This window comes from Synechococcus sp. CB0205, assembly GCF_000179255.1.
In the GTDB taxonomy this organism is placed as follows: Bacteria; Cyanobacteriota; Cyanobacteriia; order PCC-6307; family Cyanobiaceae; genus Vulcanococcus.
On record NZ_ADXM01000049.1, the window covers coordinates 44,571 to 60,424 of the forward strand.

Here is a 15,854-nt window from a genome sequence, read left to right on the forward strand (position 1 = left end):
AGATTCACCCCACTGAGGATCGCCTCGCATGTGCGGATTGGCAGGCGAACTCACGCGTGGATCGGCCGAGACCATGCCTCGCGCCCAAGCCGAGCGCATCGCTGAGCTCCTGGTCCACCGCGGCCCTGACGCCGCCGGGATTTGGCAGAGCCCGACCTGCACCCTGATCCACCGCAGGCTCTCGATTCAGGACCTCTCCCCGGCGGGGCACCAGCCGATGCAGTCCCCCTGCGGGCGCTATCGGCTGGTCTTCAACGGTGAGATCTACAACTACAAAACCCTCCGCGCCGAGCTGGAGGTCGAGGGTGAGACCTTTGTCTCCACGGGTGACACCGAGGTGCTCCTGCGGCTGTTGATCCGTGAGGGGGCGTCAGCCTTGCCCCGCTTGCGCGGGATGTTCGCGTTTTGCCTGTTCGACCAGGAGCGCCAGAGCGCCCTGCTGGGCCGCGATCCCTTTGGCATTAAACCCCTCTATCTCTACCGATCGACAGACCAACGCCTGCTGTTCTCATCGGAGGTGCGGGCGCTGCTGCGCAGTGGATCGATCCCTCGCGAACTCAATGGGGAGGCGCTGCAGCACTACCTGATGTTTGGCTGCGTTCCCCAGCTCGGGACCATGGTCGAAGGGTTAAACGCTCTGCCGCCCGGCCATCTGGCCCGTTGGGCCAACGGTGCGTTGACGATTGAACGCTTTTGGCAGCCGCGCTTTGACGAGGAGAAGGGCGACTCCTATGGCGCCTTGGTGGAGCGCACACGAACGGCCGTCAAGGAGAGCGTCGAAGCGCACATGGTCTCCGATGTGCCCGTGGGTTTGTTCCTCTCTGGTGGACTGGATTCATCGGCGATCCTGGCGGCCTCAGACCAACGGCTGACGACCCTCTCGATCGGTTTTGAAGAGGAGGCTTTCGATGAAAGTGCCCTCGCCGAGCAGGTGGCCCAACGCTTTGGTTCCGACCATCGCCGCCTCCTGTTGCGACGCGACAAGGCCTGGTCCCAACTGCCGGCGTTCTTCGATGCCCTGGATCAACCCAGCACCGATGGCTTCAACACCTACTGCCTCTCAGCTGAGGCGGCGGATGCTGGATTGAAGGTGGTGATGAGTGGCTTAGGGGGCGATGAACTCTTCGGCGGCTACCCGCTGTTCCAAACCGTTCCGAAGTTGCTGGCGCTGCGTCAACGGCTTGGACCGGCCGCCTGGGCTGCTTCCCAGCTGATTCGGCCCATCAAGCGCGCCAAGCTCCAGCGCTTCTCGGACTACCTGGCTAGTCCGCCCGGTGTGCCCGCGGCTCACCGCTGCATGCGCACGATTTTTTCAGCCCGCGAGGCCTCCCGTTTAATTCAGCTCTGGGATCTCCCCGCTCCATCAACCCCTCCCCTGCATGAGGGATTGCAGTCTGCAGATCTCGCCGATCAAATCGCCTGGCTCGAGACGTCGAGCTACATGGGAGCGATGCTGCTGCGCGATAGCGATGCCCTCTCGATGGCGAGTTCGCTGGAGCTTCGGGTGCCGCTGGTCGATGTCGCTCTCTTTGAGGCTCTCGCGCCCATCGCCGCCTCAGAGCGCTTGGCCCAGGGGAAGCAACTGCTCCGGGATGCCTTCCCAGAGGTGACGGCGGTTCTGCAGGACGCCCCCAAGCGCGGTTTTGTCATTCCCTTTGACCAGTGGCTCCGCTCGTCATCGGCTAGTAGCGGTCTTCCTCAACTGGATCTCAAGACTGCATCGCGGCGGGTTGACCTCAGGCCCTGGGCACGCCAGTGGGGACTACTGGTTCTGGCCGATTGGTTGGAGCGCAACATGGGGATTGAGCTCCAACCCGGCTAGTTCGAGGGACTTAGACCAACAGCGGCAGCTTGCTGGGGTCCACCTGCTGGAAGCGCAATGTCTCGCCTTCCACGTCGACGGCCACGTCGTGCCCGGCGCTGAACTGCCCCGCGAGGATCCCTTTGGCAATCGGAGTCTCCAGCTCCTTCTGGATCGCGCGCTTCAGCGGGCGGGCGCCGTAGACGGGGTCATAGCCAACCCCGGCGAGCCAATCGAGGGCATCGGCATTGACCTGCAGCCCCAGCTTCTTGTCCTCTAGGCGCTTGGCCAGCCGCTGGATCTGCAGCTCCACGATCTGCCGCAGTTCCTCCTGCTTGAGGCTGTGGAAGATGATCGTCTCGTCGAGCCGGTTGAGGAACTCGGGGCGGAAGTGGCCGCGGAGGGCCTCATTGACTCGTGCTTCCATCTCGCTGTGGCGAGCGGGATCACCGGCGAGATCAAGAATCGACTGGCTGCCGATGTTGCTGGTCAGGATCAGGACGGTATTGGTGAAATCCACCGTGCGCCCCTGGCCATCGGTGACGCGACCGTCATCGAGGATCTGCAGCATCACGTTGAAGACGTCGGGGTGCGCCTTCTCCACCTCGTCAAAGAGGATCACGGCGTAGGGCCGGCGGCGAACGGCCTCAGTGAGTTGTCCGCCTTCCTCGTAGCCGACGTAGCCCGGAGGCGCTCCGATCAGACGGCTGACGGTGTGCTTCTCCATGTACTCGGACATGTCGATGCGCACCATCGCCTCTTCGCTGTCGAACAGCTGGGAGGCCAGGGCCTTGGAGAGCTCGGTCTTGCCCACACCGGTGGGGCCGAGGAACAGGAAGCTGGCGATCGGGCGGTTGGGATCGCTTAAACCAGCGCGGGAGCGTTGGATGGCGTCAGCCACGGCGGTCACCGCCTGCTCCTGGCCGATCACCCGGGTGTGCAGTTCATCCTCGAGCTGCAGCAACTTCTGCATCTCGCTTTGCACCAACTTGGCCACAGGAATCCCGGTCCACTTGGCGATCACCTCGGCGATGTCGTCTTCAGTGACCTCCTCACGCAGGAGCGACTTGTCATCGCCCTCGCCCGTGAGTTCCTCTTCTTTGGCGGCAAGCTTCTTGTGCAGACCCGTCAGGGTGCCGTACTCCAGCTCGGCGGCCTTGTTGAGGTCGTAGCTGCGCTTGGCCTGCTCGATCTGCAGCTGCACTTGCTCGATCTCCTCTTTGATTGAGCTGAGCTCATCGATGGAGCCTTTCTCTTTTTGCCACTGGGCATTCAGGGCGCTTTGCTGCTCACTGAGGTCCGCGAGTTCCTTCTCCAGCCGCTCCAGCCGGTCCTTGCTGGCGGCATCGGATTCACGTCCGAGCGAGAGCTTCTCCATCTCCAGCTGCAGGATGCGGCGATCGAGTTCGTCGATCTGCTCCGGCTTGGAGGTGATCTCCATCTTCAGGCGCGCGGCGGATTCATCCACCAGGTCGATGGCCTTATCCGGCAGGAAGCGATCAGCGATGTAACGGCTACTGAGCACTGCTGCGGCCACCAGGGCGTTGTCGGCGATGCGCACGCCGTGGTGCACCTCGTAGCGCTCCTTCAGGCCCCGCAGGATCGAGATGGTGTCCTCCACCGTTGGCTGGTCGACAAAGACCTGCTGGAAGCGGCGCTCCAGGGCCGGGTCCTTCTCGATGTGCTGACGGTGCTCATCGAGGGTGGTGGCCCCGATGCAGCGCAGCTCACCGCGGGCGAGCATCGGCTTGAGCAGGTTGCTGGCATCCATGGCGCCACCGCTGGCCCCGGCGCCGACCACGGTGTGGATCTCGTCGATGAACAGCACGATCTGTCCCTCGGAGGCCGTGACCTCCTTGAGCACAGCCTTGAGCCGCTCCTCGAATTCACCGCGGTACTTGGCCCCGGCGATCAGGGCCCCCATGTCCAGGGCAATCAGTTGACGGTTCTGCAGGGCCTGGGGGACGTCTCCATTGACGATCCGTTGGGCGAGCCCTTCGACGATTGCCGTTTTGCCCACGCCGGGTTCACCGATCAGAACGGGGTTGTTCTTGGTGCGGCGGCTGAGGATCTGAATTGTGCGGCGAATCTCCTCGTCGCGACCGATCACCGGATCGAGTTTTCCATCGCGGGCCGCCTGGGTCAGATCGCGGCCGTACTTCTCCAGGGATTCGTAGGTGCCTTCGGGGTTCTGGTCAGTCACTTTCTGGGATCCGCGAATCGCCTGAACGGCCTCTTTGAGCTGGGCAGCATCGCTGCCGGCCTGCTTGAGCAGTTGTTTGCCGCAGCGATCATCACTCGCCAGGGCGAGTAGTAAATGCTCGATGGCGATGTAGCTATCGCCGTAGGACTCCTTGAGTCCATTGGCTTGATCCAGGACAGCGTTGAGTCCCCTGCCGAGATAGACGTTCTCAGGCGCAGAGCTCAGGGATGGCTGCCCTTCGATGTAGGCCTCGATGGTCTGGCTGAGGGTTCCCACATCCACCCCGGCCTTCTCCAGCACCCGATTGGCTAGACCCTGTTGAGCCAGGAGCGCGGCGAAGAGATGCTCGCTTTCCATCTGCTGCTGCCGGCGCTGCTGCGCGAGCTGCTGCGCTGCAACAACTGAGGCCCAGGCTTTCTCGGTAAACAGTTCGGCGGTGGGATGCATGGCGGTCCTCCCTCAACTGGGTGGTGACCAAACCGTATGGCGATTGTTTGGCTTTGAAGGAGGGGAGAACCGAAGTTGCAGCTTCGGTCCTCCACCCCTCGGGGATGCAGGCCGTCCGCTCCGGACGGTTTTCCGATCAGCGGGGCGAGCCGTTGTAGATGACGTTGCTGACCGTGCGGCCATCGCTTGAGATCTGGATCTCGGTTTCCGTGGTGGCGGGAGTGCCCTGCTGCTGCCAGCCGGGTGCACCGCCGAGGAATTTGAAGCGGAAGCCCTGGCTGTTGTTCTGCGTCAGGCAGCTGCCGCCGCCATCACCGGTGTTGAACATGCAGGCGGCGGGGCGATAGACGCTCAGACCACCGTTGTTATCCACAGCCCAGTTGCGGGCGGAATTGAGGGCCCGGACGTTGGCGGCGCTCACCTGGGCGATGGCAGGAAGGCTGCTGAGTACGGCGGTCGTTGCGACCAGCACAGAGGTCTTCACCTGCGACTTGAACATGAACGTTGCTGCGGAATGAGAGGAGTCCTCCTCAGTGTGTCCAGAGTTTCTCTATTGGGCAGCCGGCAGGGTCAAGACACCACTGGTCTGGCTACAAAGCCTGGTCGGGCAGCCGTCGGCTCCGTAGATCGCATCCGCCGGGGAGAGACAGCCCAGCCGGTTTTTCGCCGCAACGGCGCTCGGTGCGATCCGTAGGGGTTGGAGTGCTGGCAGCTCGGGGTTGACCACCAGTCGGCAGCGCTTGGCCTCAAGGACGCGCAGCACATTCGGCCCAATCGCCGCCGGTGTTCCCCCTCCTTGAATCAGTTCGAGTGGGGCGAAATCAGTGCTGGACTGGGCTTTGACCGTCGTCCCCAGCAGCGTCAGGCTCAGCAGCAGTAGCGGCCAGGCTCTCTCTCTCGCCATCATGGCTGGGTCCAGTGACTCCAGTCTGGTCAAGACACGCCGAGATGCCCGTCGATTCAGCAGAGCAAGAACCCTCCCGGTCTGAATTGGTGCAGGGGTTGGCCCAGGAGTCCTTCACCTTCGACGGCACAGCCCGCGACCCTGAGCGCAATTGCTGGCTTGTGGTGCATCGCCATCAGCACGGTTGCCTGCCGAGTGAATACGACATCCGCGAGGTGGATGAGGCGCTCTATCTCGAGGTGCTTGAGGCCCGGCGTGCTCTGGCTCAGTCCTGACTCCAGTGGCACTCGGCGGTTTGTTGTGCACTGCCCGTACCGCCGTCAGCTGCATTTCTGAGCGGTGGAATCGCGGCGAGTTTCGAGCGCTTGAGAAAGTCCACGACCGATTGCTCTTGAGTCGTTCTGCCCCTGTCGTGGCCTGTGCGGTTGCCCATGGCGTTGGCTGTTGCGCATCGTTCACCCTCGCGCGCTCAGCCTTGTAAGGCAACGGATCTCGCCTTTAGCAGGCATAAAAAACAGCCCCCGAAGGGGCGGTTTGGTCTGTGGGGTCTGAGAGATCAGGCCCAGCCGTTCTGGCTCTGGGACTCGACGTAGGCAGCGACGTCAGCGATGTCACCCTCGCTCAGCTTGCCGCCGAAGGCGGGCATGGCGTTCTTGCCATTGGTGACCTGGTACTGGATGGCCTCTTCGTGACCAGCGCTGTAGTTAGCGAGGTAGGACTCGAGGGCCTCTTTCTTGAGGGTGCGCTCGGCGTTCACCACGTTGCCGCCGCCCATGTGGCAAGCAGCGCAGTTCGCGGAGAAGATTTGAGCGCCGTGGTCGGCATCAGCGGCGAAGCTGGGGGAAGCACCCAGCACCAGCGCCAGGCAAAGGGCAATCAGGGAGAGGAGACGGCGCATCTGAGCTCGTGCAACCTGGCCAAATTAAGAGGCCGAAGTGGCCCTCGTCGCGTTTGCTGCAGAGGTTCGCAACATTTGAAACCTCCTGTTGTGATTAGCCCCGGTGTTTCAGCCCGGCGTCCTCGAAGACCGCCTCGAGAGTGGGCGCATGGCTCACCAAGCCAAAGCGCTCCGGAGGGCTGATCGGGTCGTGGACAAAGTGCCGCTGGCGGATCGAGAAACGATCCCAAGCATTCACTTCGATCCGCAGCAGCTTGATCAGGCCTTCAATCAGCCAACCCTGGAGATCCAGGCCAAATGGTGGGTACCAGGCGCGGCGCCAGCGGCAGAGGCATCTGACGGTTTCATCCACCGTCACCATCGGCTGTCCCAGCACCAAGCGTCGGACGGCACCCTGGCCGACCTCTGGATTGGGCTGATGGGGATGGGTCGCCAGGTGGACGCAAACCCGGGCGATGTCGGCCGCATGGATGAAGTGGAAGCTGGCCTCGGCCCGCAGCCACTTGGCCAGCCAGAGCCAGCGGGCGCCTTCCTTCAGTCCGGCCGTCAGGTAGCTGGTGGGGAATTTGCCGCCGCCGTCCACCCGTCCGCCAAACACAAGTGTCGGGAACACCGCCACGATGCGCTGGGCTAAGGGATGCTGCTCCAGCTGCTCCAGGCACTGGGCTTTGGTTTGGATGTATTCGGTGCCGTAGGGCATCGCCTCCGGCAGCAGCTTCAGGTCCTTGTTGAGGATGCTCGCGGTGGAGAAATAGACCACCTGCTCCAGCACCTCTGGATTGGTGGCCGCCAGCATCTGCTTCACCGCCACCACGTTCACCTGTTGGGCCCGTTCGGGATCGCCCCAGGCGGTGGCGGTATGGATGATGCGGGTGGCCGAGGCGATCTGGGCGCGGTGGGGTTCCACATCGCGTAGGTCGCCCACCAACAGGGTGATGCGCGGATCGTTGGCCGGGACGGCGGTCAGCTTGCTGGGATCGCGAAGCCAGAACAACAGCTCGGCGTCGCTCTCGCGGTAGAGCAGATCAGCGATGTGCTGGCCAACGCAGCCGCTGGCCCCAGTAATCAGGATCCGTGAGGGGGCCGAACTCAAACCGCAGCTCCGAGGCGGTCCATCACGGACTTGCCGGCTTCGAAGAAGAACTGACCGTTCTCTTCAGGGGTTCCAGGAAGGATGCCGTGACCCAGGTTCAGGATGTGCTTCCGGCCGCGGGCCTTACGCACGCAATCGTCGATGCGATCGCGGATCGCGTCTTGGCTGCCGAAGAGCAGGCCGGGGTCCACGTTGCCCTGAACACCGATGTGCTCGGGCATGCGGGCCAGGCCTTCGGCCATGTCCACGGTCCAGTCCAGGGAGACGATGTCCACACCGGTCTTGGCCATCCGCTCAATCACGCCAGCGCTGCCGGAGATGTAGAGGATGAAGGGGGTGTCGGGGTGGGTCTGCTTGACCAGGTCCACCACCTTCTTTTGATAAGGCGCGGCGAAGGTGTCGTAGTCAGCTGGGCTCAGCTGACCGGCCCAGGAGTCGAACATCTGCACCACCTGTGCACCGGAATCGATCTGGTAGCGCAGGTAGTTGGCGATCGACTCGGCGAAGTGATCCAGCAACTTGTGCAGGATCTGGGGTTCGCGGAAGGCCATTGCCTTGATCACCGCGTAGTTCTTGCTGCTCTTGCCCTCAACGACGTAGGCCGCCAGGGTCCAGGGGGCACCGACAAAACCGAGGACGGCAGCCTCGTTGCCCACGCTTTGGCGCAGGCGGCCCAGCACCTCACCCACAAAAGGCATGGTCTCAGCCGGGTTCAGGGGAGTCAGGGCCTCCACCTGAGCCATCGAGCGGATGGGGTCCTGGATTTGGGGCCCCTTGCTCTCGATGATGTCGAAGTCAATGCCCATGCCGGGCAGGGGCGTGAGGATGTCGGAGAAGAGGATGACGCCGTCGGGCTTGAAGGCGTTGAACGGCTGCATCGAGATCTCGTAGGAGAGATCCGGGTTCTCCGAGCGCTCGCGGAAGCTGGGGTATTTGTCGCGCAGGTCGCGGTAGATCTTCATGTACCGGCCGGCCTGGCGCATCATCCAGACCGGAGGACGCTCCACCTGCTCACCACGGGCGGCGCGCAGCAGCAGAGGGGCGTTGGAAGACATGAGGACCAGCGAAGGGGCCTTGGAACCTACCCGAGCAGACCCCCGATTGAGGCCTTCCAGGCGCCGGGTTCCGCCGCATCGTCATGAACTTCAGTCTCGCCGGCAGTCTGCCCCTCCTGGCTGCGCTTCTCATCCCGCTTGAAGACCAGCACCGACAGGGGGGGCAGGCAGAGATCGAGGGAGTTCTCGTAGCTGTGAATGCCCCACTCGTCGGTGAACTTGCCGCCGAGGTTGCCCAGGTTGCTGCCGCCATAACGGGCGGCATCAGTGTTCAACACCTCGGTGTAGAAGCCGCTCAGCGGCACGCCCACCCGGTAGTGCGAGTGGCTTTGCGGGGTGAAGTTCGCCACCACGACCAACCATTGGCCGGTCGTGCTCTCCCGGCGCATGAAGCTGATGACTGAATGACGGTTGTCATTGCAGTCGATCCATTGGAAGCCGTACTCCTCAAAGTCATCCCGCCAGAGAGCTGGTTGTGACTTGTAGAAGACGTTCAGGTCATCCACCAAGCACTGCAGGCCTTGATGGGGCTCGTACTGCAGCAGATCCCACTGCAGGTCACCCCAGACATTCCATTCGGCCCGTTGACCGAATTCCATCCCCATGAAGATGGTCTTCTTGCCGGGATGGGTCCACATGTAGGCCAGCAGTGCCCGGGTGTTGGCGAACTTCTGCCAGTCGTCCCCAGGCATCTTGTGGAGCAGGTTGCTCTTGCCGTGCACCACCTCGTCGTGGCTCAGGGCGAGCATGAAGTTCTCGGTGTAGGCGTACCAGATCGAGAAGGTGACGTTGTTCTGGTGGAACTGGCGGAACCAGGGGTCGAGCTCGAAGTAATCGAGCATGTCGTGCATCCAGCCCATGTTCCATTTGAGGTTGAACCCCAAACCGCCCATGTCCGTGGGCTTGGTCACCATCGGCCAGGTGGTGGATTCCTCGGCAATCGAGAGGGCCCCAGGGAAGTGCTGGAAGAGCACGTGGTTGGCCTGCTGGAGGAACTGAACCGCTTCGGTGTTCTCCCGCCCGCCGTGCTCATTGGCAATCCACTCGCCATCGGGACGCAGGTAATCCCGGTAGAGCATCGAGGCCACCGCATCGACGCGGATGCCATCGATGTGGAACTGCTCAAACCAATAGATCAGGTTGGCAACAAGGAAGTTGCGGACTTCGTTGCGGCTGTAGTTGAAGATCAGCGTTCCCCATTCCTTGTGCTCACCGATGCGGGGATCAGCGTGCTCATAGAGGTGGGCGCCATCAAAGAAGGCCAGGCCATGGGCATCCTTCGGGAAGTGCCCAGGAACCCAATCGAGAATCACGCCAATGCCTTCGGCGTGGCAGCGATCCACAAAGGCCCGGAATTCATCGGGCCGGCCAAAGCGGCTAGTGGGCGCATACCAACCCGTGACCTGGTAGCCCCAGGATCCATCGAAGGGATGCTCCGAGATCGGCATCAATTCGATGTGGGTGAAGCCCCGTTCCTTCACATAGGGGATCACCCGATCGGCTAGCTCGGGGTAGGTCAGGAGGCGCGCGCCGGGCTTGAGGTCGGCGGCGGGCACGGGCAGGCGTGCTGTGCCATCGGCCTCGATGTAGGGCTGATCGGCGCTGGCATGCATCCAGCTGCCCAGGTGCATCTCATAGACAGAGATCGGCTGGTCGAGGGGATTGCGGCTATCCCGCTCCTGCATCCAGGTGCTGTCCGCCCAGTTGTAACCCTCCAGGGCTTCGACCACGGAGCCGTTATCGGGCCTGACCTCGTGGCGGAAGCCGTAGGGATCAGCTTTTTGGTAGCAGTGCCCCTGCTGACTGCGGATTTCGTACTTGTAGATCTCGCCGGGCTTGAGCCCCGGGATGAACAGTTCCCAGCAGCCGCCCAGGCGCGACTGCATGGGGTGATGGCGACCATCCCAGCCATTGAAGTTGCCCAGCACGGAGACGCTGCGGGCGTTCGGAGCCCAGAGGCAGAACATCACCCCGGCGACCCCGTCACGGTTCACCACATGGGCACCCATCCGCTGCCAGATGTGGTGATGGTTGCCTTCGGCAAAGAGATGGCGATCGAGATCGCCCATCCACTCGTCGCGGAAGGCCCAGGGGTCATGGGCGACGTGTTCGATGCCGCCGCGCTGAACCCGGACTTGGTAGCCGCTGCCGGGGTTGCTGGGCAGCTCCGCTTCAAACACCCAGGGGTGGTGGGGTGTTCCCATCGGCTGGGGGGCGCCTGCACCAATCAGTTCAACCCGATCGGCCTCAGGCATCCAGACCCGGACAACCCATTGGCCGTTGTCGAGGGGCTGTGGACCCAGGACAGCATGGGGATGGTCATGGCGGCATTCCGCAAGGCGCTGACCGTCTTCAACCATCCACTCGAGCTGAGCCAGCACAGAACCTCAAGGCAAAGCGTGGCTGGGAGCTTAAGCGGGTTTTTGCCTAAGAAGCTGCAGCGGGTGCAGCAGGTTGCTCGGGGAAGTCGACGCCTGTGATTTGGTTCTCGTTGTTGAGGATCACGTAGAGGTTGTCGCTGAGTCGGTTGAAGTGCACATTCACTAAAACCAGGCGCATCTCCGGGGTCGATTCCGCCTCAACGACGCGGTTGATGTTGACGAAGTTGCCAGTGATCCGCTGCAGCCCGAGCCACTTGCGCTGAAGGGCATCAGGGGTGATTTCTTCCTGGAAGGAGGGGCTGAGGAAGCTCTGGGCCGTGATGAAGTTCCCCGTGCTCACGGCTTCGATGAAGCTCTTGGCCACCAAGCTGGTGGCATCGTCGGCCCGGTCGACGTAGTAGCGCGAGAGCTTGCCGTCGCCATTGAGGACCATGAAGACCACACGCTTGCCGGCGCTGGTGTTCAGTTCCGCCTCCACGGTGCTCTTGCCCATGCCGCTGCGAACACTCAGCAGGGTGTAGCCCAGCACCTTGGGCTGGGTGCGCATGGTGGCCGCGATCATCGAGGGGCTGGTGATCGCTTGCCGCTCAGCCGAAAACTGGGCGTAACGGGCGTTGGCATCTCCGTCTTTGACGGCCTTCAAGATGCGGAGTGCAGCAGCACGGGCCTGGTCCACGCTCAATGCAGTGCCTTGGGCAATGGCCTTGGGCTGTGGATTGGACAACGCCTCCCCAGACGCGGGGGTTGCCATCAGGCCAGACGTCGCCATGGCCAGGAGACCGGCGGAGAGCAGGCGCAGGTGGCGCGGCATTGCAGAGGCTCAAAGTGGGCCTCAGTTTGCCCCAACCATCGGAAGAATGCTGAGGGCTGCGCTGCTCAGCTGGAGGGACACCGTGATCACGCGATGGTTGGGTCCTACGCCGGAGCGGGGCTGCGAGCCATCGCCCGGATTCACGGCGATCTGAGGCCAAGCCGCCAGGGCGATCGAGAGTCTGAGGGCACAGCCTGCTTCGACGTTCACCAGCAGCGGTTGCAGTGAGACGGTGCGCCGCTGAGACACCTGGGCTGATGCCCCAAGCACGCGGGAGAACCCCGTTGAGAGCTGCTCAATTCGGCCATCGCCGTGGCACACCGAGAGGGCGACGCACAGATCAAAACCCGGTTGATCGGAGGCTGCCTCGAGCTCCAATTGGGGTTGTCCGAAGAGTTCGGTCGGGCGATCAAAGCGGGCGGTGCTGAAACAGGCCACGTCGGTGCGTCCATCCAGATCGCGTCGATCGACCGGGCCCGCATCCAGTCCGAGGTGCCCTCCGCGGCCGCCCATGGCGCGCCATGGGTCATGCACGATCACCACCTCCGAAGAGGGAGTGGAGTCCTGGCAGAGTCGCCCTTCAGCTGCGAGGCCCTTGCTGGCGAGGGACCAGCGTTGGCCGCTGCACTCCCGTGGTGAGCGCTGCTGCCATGCACCGGAGCCCACCTCCATCAGCTGGGTGGCAGGCAACGGCTCGGCTGGGCCACGTCCACAGAGATGCTCCTGGAAAAACTCCAGCTGCAGCTGGTCCAGTCCCCCCTGCCAGTTGAGGTGACTCCAGGCGCCAATGCGCAGCAGGCTGGATCCGCCGGCCGCCGTGGAACGTCTCCAAAGATCCAGCACCCCCCTCAGGTGGGGGTCATGCCACCCGCCAATCAAGAGCATCGGCCGCTGCCAGAGCTCCTCGGGCGGCTCGTATCGCATCCATCCTTCTGGCCGCTCTGGGTCGCTGTTCAGCCAGCGCAGCCCCATGCCCATGGGGTCGAAGCGCTCCAGCAAGGCCAGGCCGTCATGCAGAAAGGAGCCGTTCTCGAGGCTGCGGCGGATCTCGATCCACCCTTGCCCATCCCCCTGACGCTGGCAGCGTTGGGCGGCGAGCTGCAGCGCCCAGCCCAAACCCAGGGCCCACCAATGACAGCCCCCCTCGCTGGCCCAATGCAGCCGTTCATCCAGGCCGCACATGGCTGGTGCCAGGGCATCCGGCAGATGCTCTGAACCTGAGACAAGCAGCTGGCTGAGTCCTTGGTAGGAGAAGCCGTAGGTCCCTACCTTTCCGTTGCACCACGGCTGTTGGCGGATCCAGCGCAGGGTTGCGGTGCTGTCACTGGCCTCCTGCTGGAAGCCGAGGAACTCCCCCTCCGAACCGCCGCGGCCGCGGACGTCTTGGACGAGAACGGCGAAGCCCCCCTTGGCGTACCAACTGGGGTGGGCGTAGGTGACGGTTGACGCGATCGCCCGCCCATAGGGCTGACGCATCAACAGGCAGGGCCAGGGACCTTGGCCCTCTGGCTTCCATAGGGTCGACTTCAGGGCAGTGCCGTCAGAGCAGCGCAGCTGCTCTTGGATCACCGGACTTTCGGGCAATACAGGCCCACCACGTAGGTGGAGAGGATTTCGGCGTCGGTGGTGTTCAGACCCTGCTGCTTCGCGACCAGGGCTGTCGCTTCAGGGGAGTTGTAGGAGACGCCCTTGGCGTTGAGACCCTGCAGTTCTGCGCAGAGGGCCTTGGCTTTCTGGGGGTTCTGCTTGACCGACTCCAGCAGCGCAGAGTCCGCAAGTGCCGGAGCGGCCTGGATGAAACAGAGGGTTGCAGCGGCCAGGGACAGGCCGCAAAGGCGGAGGCGTGTCACTGAAAGGACTCCCGATGGATCTATTTGAGGTCGCCTGTGCTACAGGGCTGCGCGCTAGGGGTCACTTCGTCGAGCGACTGGCCTCTTGCGCCCGTTTGATCCAAGTTCGAATCAGGGCGGGTGTGATGCGTGCCGGGGCCATCCCAGTCAGCGAGCGCTCGAGGCGGCCCAGCTGGGTCAAGAGCATCTGGGGCGATGCCGCCGCTAGGCCCTGACGACTGGCGATCCCCGCGTAGAGCAGGAGGGCCGCTTGGTAGGGCTCAAGATCGAGCTCCACCACCAGCTGGGCCTGACCGCGCAGTTTGCGTAGCTGACGTTCCAGCGCCCCACCCCGTCTGGAGAGCTGATCGAGGTCCCGATCGGAGAGGGCTGCAATCGCTGGCCAGCTTTGGATGCCGGCTTCCATCAGGACAGCCTGCTCCCTGGCGAAATGGGAGGGAAGCGGATAGGGGCTGCCTTCGCTCACCGCTTGGCGTTGACGCTCACTGTCACGTCGCCCGTGGCCCAATCACGAACGGCGGTGGCCAGCACCACGGGGCGATCAACGCCATCGCCTTGGGGTTCGACCCGGCGGAGGCGGACTTCAACGGTGGGGTCCTTGCGGCCGCTGCCGCGCAGGTTGCGGGCGACCTGTTCCACGCTGGGTCCAAAGGTCTCGGCAGCGAGGTCCGCTGGTGCCGCTGCCACGACGAGATCAGAGCCGTTGTCGAAGACCACGGGAACACTGACGGCACCCTCCACCACCAGCCTTGGGGCGTAGCTCACGGCAAAGGCCAGGCAGGACAGCGAGAGGAGGACGGTGAAGCTCGTGACGCCCACCAAGCGGAAGCGGAAGCCCCAGCGCGCCAGAAAGGCCACCACGGTGATCAGCAGCAGTCCACCAGCGGCAATCCCCAGCCATTCGCCAGCCGTGAGCAAGAGGGGATCGGCGCGCATGGGGAATGTTCTGGATCAAGAAACACTCTTATATTGCGGCCTTCTCAGCCCCCGAGACCCACGGGCCCAGCGCGCCGCCGAAGGAATCCCAGAACGCGCGGCCCCGCGGCCTCTTCCCTGCCTGCCCTGCTGGCGGCCGCGGGGATCGCGCTGACTTGGTTTGGCCTCGATCGAGTCGCGGCCTGGCAGTACGGCCTGCGCAAGCCCTGGCTCGAGTTCCTCGCCAGTCGCTCCATGGGTCATCCCCTGGAGCTCGGTCCCTATCGCGGATTGCGGCCCCTCGGTCTGGCGGCCGGCGCCAGTCGCTTCAAGCCGGGGCTCGACAACCCATCCACGATCGAGGCCCAGGCGGTTTCGGTCTCCCTGGACCCCCTGCGCAGCCTGCTGACCCGCAGCTGGGTGTTGCAGTTTCAAATTGATCGTGCCCGCGTTGACCTGCGGCGCAACAGCCAAGGTTCCTTCTGGCAACTGGGGCGTGTGCCTGCAGGGGGAGAACCGCCCCCACTGACACTGCGTTATGGCTTGAGCGGCGGCCCCGCCCAGGTGCGCATTCACGGGGCGAAGGGTGCTCCGACGTCCCTGGCGCTGAAGGGATCCCTGTCGGTTGATTTGCGCCGGCGGCGTCTGGATACCAACACTCAGCTGCGCAGCCGTGAGGCGGGGCAGCTTCGCGTTGAGGTCCGCAATGACTGGCAACGCCAACGGCTGCAGTTGCAGCTCCAGCCCCAGGCGCTGAAGCTCGCCTCCCTCTTGCCGTTCCTTCCAGGTGAGGTCAAAGCCGATGTCAGGGGCGCGCTCAATGGCCGGCTGCGCCTGGAGCGCACCGCCTCAACGAACCGCTGTCAGGGACAGCTGGATCTGACCGATCTGCGTTGGACGCCAGGGGGGGCAATGGAGCCCTTGACCTCCGCTCGCTTGGATCTGCGCTGCAGTCCTCAAGGGCTGCGCCTGGCCTCTTCCCCCCTGCGCTGGAGTGGTTGGCGCGGCCAGCTGCAGGGTGAGTTTCCCCTGGTGGGGGCATGGTCCAACCAGCTTCAGCTTCAACTCCAGGCCCGTGAGCCCAAGGCGGGCCACCGCTTCAGCGCCGCGCTCGCTGGGCCGCTGGCTGAGCTCCAGCTCCAACTCGATGGTCAGCTGGCCGGTGTGGCCCTAGCCAAGCAACCCCCTCAGCCCTTGGTGTTGAAGGCCCAGGCCCTCCTGCGCAACCAAGCAGGCCTAACCGCTGAGCTGAAACGGTTGCTACTTCGCCAGGGTGGCGGTGAGCTGGTGGCGAGCGGTCAGCTTTGGCCCAACCTCCAGCTCCGCAGTCAGACACTCAGCCTGGGACCGCGTCAGCAGAAGGCCTGGGGCCCTGTCCTTGGCTCGCGTCCGGACCTGCAGCTTGCGCTCAAGCAACTGGGCCCCTGGAGCAAGCCCCAACTGAGCCTCGAGCTTGAGCAACAGCGCAACCCGCTGCTGGGTTCGGTTCGCTCCCA

Annotated in this window: 14 protein-coding genes; 2 read left to right on the forward strand and 12 right to left on the reverse strand. The window is 63.7% G+C overall.

Translation table 11 applies throughout. The annotated features are described in order from the left end of the window. Positions 1-28: 28 nt before the first annotated feature. On the forward strand, positions 29-1,822 hold the full coding sequence (gene asnB, locus CB0205_RS0109120) for an asparagine synthase (glutamine-hydrolyzing) (protein WP_010316716.1): 1,794 nt from the start codon (positions 29-31) through the stop codon (positions 1,820-1,822). A 10-nt stretch (positions 1,823-1,832) separates the two neighbouring features. Here the strand turns inward: asnB and clpB are convergent, their stop codons facing one another. The 3 genes from clpB to CB0205_RS0109135 form a co-directional block, all read right to left on the reverse strand. Beyond that, the gene (clpB, locus tag CB0205_RS0109125; RefSeq protein WP_010316717.1) at positions 1,833-4,451 is read right to left on the reverse strand and encodes an ATP-dependent chaperone ClpB; all 2,619 of its coding nucleotides are present in this window, start codon (positions 4,449-4,451) and stop codon (positions 1,833-1,835) included. 136 nt (positions 4,452-4,587) lie between these two features. After that, positions 4,588-4,950 (reverse strand): hypothetical protein, encoded by a 363-nt coding sequence (locus tag CB0205_RS0109130; RefSeq protein ID WP_010316719.1) that lies wholly within the window; start codon positions 4,948-4,950, stop codon positions 4,588-4,590. Between the two features lie 51 nt (positions 4,951-5,001). Next, positions 5,002-5,355, reverse strand: coding sequence for a hypothetical protein (locus CB0205_RS0109135; RefSeq protein ID WP_156797909.1), 354 nt, complete (start codon positions 5,353-5,355; stop codon positions 5,002-5,004). A gap of 44 nt (positions 5,356-5,399) precedes the next feature. Between CB0205_RS0109135 and CB0205_RS0109140 the strand changes: the two genes are divergently transcribed. Beyond that, positions 5,400-5,630, forward strand: coding sequence for a hypothetical protein (locus CB0205_RS0109140; RefSeq protein WP_010316722.1), 231 nt, complete (start codon positions 5,400-5,402; stop codon positions 5,628-5,630). A gap of 281 nt (positions 5,631-5,911) precedes the next feature. Here the strand turns inward: CB0205_RS0109140 and petJ are convergent, their stop codons facing one another. The 9 genes from petJ to CB0205_RS0109185 form a co-directional block, all read right to left on the reverse strand. After that, positions 5,912-6,253, reverse strand: a complete 342-nt coding sequence (gene petJ, locus CB0205_RS0109145; RefSeq protein ID WP_010316724.1) for a cytochrome c6 PetJ — start codon at positions 6,251-6,253, stop codon at positions 5,912-5,914. A 94-nt stretch (positions 6,254-6,347) separates the two neighbouring features. Next, on the reverse strand, positions 6,348-7,346 hold the full coding sequence (locus CB0205_RS0109150) for an NAD(P)-dependent oxidoreductase (RefSeq protein WP_010316725.1): 999 nt from the start codon (positions 7,344-7,346) through the stop codon (positions 6,348-6,350). Further along, positions 7,343-8,401: a uroporphyrinogen decarboxylase gene (hemE, locus tag CB0205_RS0109155; protein WP_010316726.1), complete on the reverse strand. Its 1,059-nt coding sequence runs from the start codon at positions 8,399-8,401 to the stop codon at positions 7,343-7,345. Before hemE ends, CB0205_RS0109150 begins: the two co-directional genes overlap by 4 nt. 26 nt (positions 8,402-8,427) lie before the next feature. Next, a complete protein-coding gene (glgB, locus tag CB0205_RS0109160; protein WP_050778471.1) occupies positions 8,428-10,761 on the reverse strand; it encodes a 1,4-alpha-glucan branching protein GlgB in 2,334 nt (777 codons plus the stop codon). A 67-nt stretch (positions 10,762-10,828) separates the two neighbouring features. Continuing rightward, positions 10,829-11,593, reverse strand: coding sequence for a DUF3887 domain-containing protein (locus tag CB0205_RS0109165; protein ID WP_010316728.1), 765 nt, complete (start codon positions 11,591-11,593; stop codon positions 10,829-10,831). Between the two features lie 21 nt (positions 11,594-11,614). Continuing rightward, the gene (locus CB0205_RS0109170; protein ID WP_010316729.1) at positions 11,615-13,177 is read right to left on the reverse strand and encodes a CocE/NonD family hydrolase; all 1,563 of its coding nucleotides are present in this window, start codon (positions 13,175-13,177) and stop codon (positions 11,615-11,617) included. Next, the gene (locus CB0205_RS0109175) at positions 13,159-13,443 is read right to left on the reverse strand and encodes a hypothetical protein (protein WP_010316730.1); all 285 of its coding nucleotides are present in this window, start codon (positions 13,441-13,443) and stop codon (positions 13,159-13,161) included. Before CB0205_RS0109175 ends, CB0205_RS0109170 begins: the two co-directional genes overlap by 19 nt. Before the next feature lie 61 nt (positions 13,444-13,504). Next, on the reverse strand, positions 13,505-13,909 hold the full coding sequence (locus CB0205_RS0109180) for a DUF4332 domain-containing protein (RefSeq protein WP_010316731.1): 405 nt from the start codon (positions 13,907-13,909) through the stop codon (positions 13,505-13,507). Further along, on the reverse strand, positions 13,906-14,379 hold the full coding sequence (locus CB0205_RS0109185; protein WP_010316733.1) for a DUF2518 family protein: 474 nt from the start codon (positions 14,377-14,379) through the stop codon (positions 13,906-13,908). Before CB0205_RS0109185 ends, CB0205_RS0109180 begins: the two co-directional genes overlap by 4 nt. Between the last annotated feature and the right edge of the window lie 1,475 nt (positions 14,380-15,854).

Bases quoted from the DNA above. Each gene is read 5' to 3' on its own strand.
- asnB (WP_010316716.1), top strand. From the start codon at position 29: ATGTGCGGATTGGCAGGCGAACTCACGCGTGGATCGGCCGAGACCATG.
- clpB (WP_010316717.1), bottom strand. From the start codon at position 4,451: ATGCATCCCACCGCCGAACTGTTTACCGAGAAAGCCTGGGCCTCAGTT.
- CB0205_RS0109130 (WP_010316719.1), bottom strand. From the start codon at position 4,950: ATGTTCAAGTCGCAGGTGAAGACCTCTGTGCTGGTCGCAACGACCGCC.
- CB0205_RS0109135 (WP_156797909.1), bottom strand. From the start codon at position 5,355: ATGGCGAGAGAGAGAGCCTGGCCGCTACTGCTGCTGAGCCTGACGCTG.
- CB0205_RS0109140 (WP_010316722.1), top strand. From the start codon at position 5,400: ATGCCCGTCGATTCAGCAGAGCAAGAACCCTCCCGGTCTGAATTGGTG.
- petJ (WP_010316724.1), bottom strand. From the start codon at position 6,253: ATGCGCCGTCTCCTCTCCCTGATTGCCCTTTGCCTGGCGCTGGTGCTG.
- hemE (WP_010316726.1), bottom strand. From the start codon at position 8,401: ATGTCTTCCAACGCCCCTCTGCTGCTGCGCGCCGCCCGTGGTGAGCAG.
- glgB (WP_050778471.1), bottom strand. From the start codon at position 10,761: ATGGTTGAAGACGGTCAGCGCCTTGCGGAATGCCGCCATGACCATCCC.
- CB0205_RS0109165 (WP_010316728.1), bottom strand. From the start codon at position 11,593: ATGCCGCGCCACCTGCGCCTGCTCTCCGCCGGTCTCCTGGCCATGGCG.
- CB0205_RS0109185 (WP_010316733.1), bottom strand. From the start codon at position 14,379: ATGCGCGCCGATCCCCTCTTGCTCACGGCTGGCGAATGGCTGGGGATT.